Below are 2,314 nucleotides of genomic sequence, written 5' to 3'. Positions count from 1 at the left end.
CATCGACGTGCTCGCAGCCGCCGTAGTAGCGCTTGCCCGGGTAGCCCTCGGCGTACTTGTTGGTCAGCACCGAACCCTGCGCCTGCATCACAGCCACCGCGGTGTGGTTCTCCGAGGCGATCATTTCCAGGCCGTCGCGCTGGCGGGACAGCTCGGCGTCGATCCTCGCGGCGATCTCCGGATCCAGCGCGGACAAATCCGCGTCCAGGCTCGGGGAGACAACCTGCTCAAAGGTTGTGGTGGACATCGCGGCGCTCACAGTTCGCCACCGTTCTTGGACGCGTACTCCTGCGCCGACATCAGCGGACCCTCTTCGGTCACGGCGACCTTGAACAGCCAGCCCGCGCCGTAGGGATCGCTGTTGATCAGCGCCGGATCATCGACGACGGCGGGGTTGATTTCGGTGACCTCGCCGGTGACGGGGGCGTACAGGTCCGAGACGGACTTGGTCGACTCCACCTCGCCGCAGGTCTCCCCCGCCGTCACCGTCGAACCGACCTCGGGCAGGTCCACGTACACAATGTCACCCAGGGCATCGGCAGCCACGGCCGAAATGCCAATCCCCGCAGGGCCCGATCCGTCGGCGGCAACCCACTCGTGTTCCGCGGAGTACTTCAGTTCGGCTACAACTTTGCTCATTTCAATTCCTTAAATCTCGTCTGACTAAAAATCTGTGGTGGGCGTCGGTCCCGACGGGACTTATTTGTCCCGCTTGTAGAACGGCAGTGCGACAACTTCGAACGGCTCGGCCTTGCCGCGCAGGTCGATGTCCAGTGCGGTGCCGGGCTCGGTGAACTCGACGTCGACGTAGGCCATGGCGACCGGGTAACCGAGCGTGGGGCTGGGCTGGCCGGAGGTGACTTCGCCGACGACGTTGCCGTCTTTGAGGACCGGGTAGTGCCCGCGGCCCGCGCGGCGGCCCAGGCCCTTGAGGCCCACCAGCTTGCGGCCGGTGGTGGAGCCGGCGCCGGCTGCCTTGAGTTCGCTCAGGGCAGCTTTTCCGATGAAGTCCGATTCCTTGGCGAGCGAGACAACCGGACCCAGGCCCGCCGCGTAGGGGTTGCCTTCGCGGGAGAGCTCGTTGCCGTAGAGCGGCATGCCGGCTTCCAGGCGCAGCGAGTCCCGGCAGGCCAGTCCGGCGGGGATGAGCCCGTGGCCTGCACCGGCTTCCAGCAACGCCTCCCACAGGGCCGCTGCGTCCTCGTTCGGCACGTAGATCTCGAAGCCGTCCTCGCCGGTGTACCCGGTACGTGCCAGCAGCAGCTCCTTGACAGCGCCGTTGACCGTGAAACCTACCTCGACGGCGGCGTAGTACTTGAGCTCCGTGACCAGCGAGTGTTGCTCGGCCGGGACCAGCGTCAGCAGGATGGCTTCCGCGTTCGGTCCCTGGACGGCGATCAGGGACGTCTCGGCGGAAACGTCCTCCACCTTGACGTCGAACCCGCCTTCTTGGGCAGAACCAGCCCGTTCGGCCAGTGCCGCGGCGACCACCACGGCGTTGCCGGCGTTGGGGACCACGAGGTACTTCTGCTCGCCACGGCGGTAGGAGATCAGGTCATCGATGATGCCGCCGTCTTCCTGGCAGATCAGCGAGTACTTGGCCTTGCCGACGGCGACTGCCGACAGCTTCCCGGCGAGGGCGTAGTCCAGGAACGCTGCGGCGTCCGGACCGGTGACCCAGACTTCGCCCATGTGGGAGAGGTCGAACAGGCCGGCGGCGTTGCGCACGGCGTGGTGCTCGGCCAGCTCGGAGGAGTACTTCAGCGGCATCTGCCAGCCGCCGAAGTCGGTGAAGGAGGCGCCGGCCTTCTTGTGCTCTTCGTAAAGTGCTGTGTAGTTCTCAGTCATCGGGAATCCTTAGTTTTCGAATTCGGAAAGCGGAGGGCAGGAGCAGACCAGGTTGCGGTCCCCGGCAGCGCCGTCGATGCGCCCGACCGGCGGGAAGTACTTGTCCTGCCTGAGCGTGTGGACGGGGAACGCAGCCTGCTCGCGCGGGTACTTGCGGGCCCAGTCCGAGGAGACCACTGCGGCAGCCGTGTGCGGTGCGTTGCGCAGCGGGGAATCCTCCACGGTGAAGTCCCCGGCGGCGACCTGCTCGATCTCGGCGTGGATGGTGATCATCGCGTCGATGAACCGGTCGATCTCCGCAAGGTCCTCGGACTCGGTGGGCTCCACCATGAGAGTGCCCGCAACGGGGAAGGACAGCGTGGGGGCGTGGAAGCCGAAGTCGATCAGGCGCTTGGCCACGTCCTCGGCGGTCACTCCGGTCCTGGCCGTCAGTTCGCGCAGGTCCAGGATCGCGCAGGTCCAGGAT

Annotated in this window: 2 protein-coding genes and 2 pseudogenes; all 4 read right to left on the bottom strand. The window is 66.2% G+C overall.

Features of this window, described 5'->3' with window-relative positions; genetic code table 11:
* Positions 1-247: pseudogene (locus AC1DDO_RS22950) on the bottom strand (serine hydroxymethyltransferase); the annotation flags it as partial.
* A gap of 8 nt (positions 248-255) precedes the next feature.
* On the bottom strand, positions 256-639 hold the full coding sequence (gene gcvH / locus AC1DDO_RS22945) for a glycine cleavage system protein GcvH (RefSeq protein ID WP_476972845.1): 384 nt from the start codon (positions 637-639) through the stop codon (positions 256-258).
* 60 nt (positions 640-699) lie between these two features.
* Positions 700-1,848 (bottom strand): glycine cleavage system aminomethyltransferase GcvT, encoded by a 1,149-nt coding sequence (gcvT, locus tag AC1DDO_RS22940; protein WP_476869558.1) that lies wholly within the window; start codon positions 1,846-1,848, stop codon positions 700-702.
* A 9-nt stretch (positions 1,849-1,857) separates the two neighbouring features.
* A pseudogene (locus AC1DDO_RS22935) lies at positions 1,858-2,314 on the bottom strand (glycine dehydrogenase (aminomethyl-transferring)); the annotation flags it as partial.

The organism is Arthrobacter sp. 10N43 (assembly GCF_056394525.1).
Note: the sequence above shows the minus strand (reverse complement) of the source record. Positions and strands in the feature narration are given on the sequence as shown.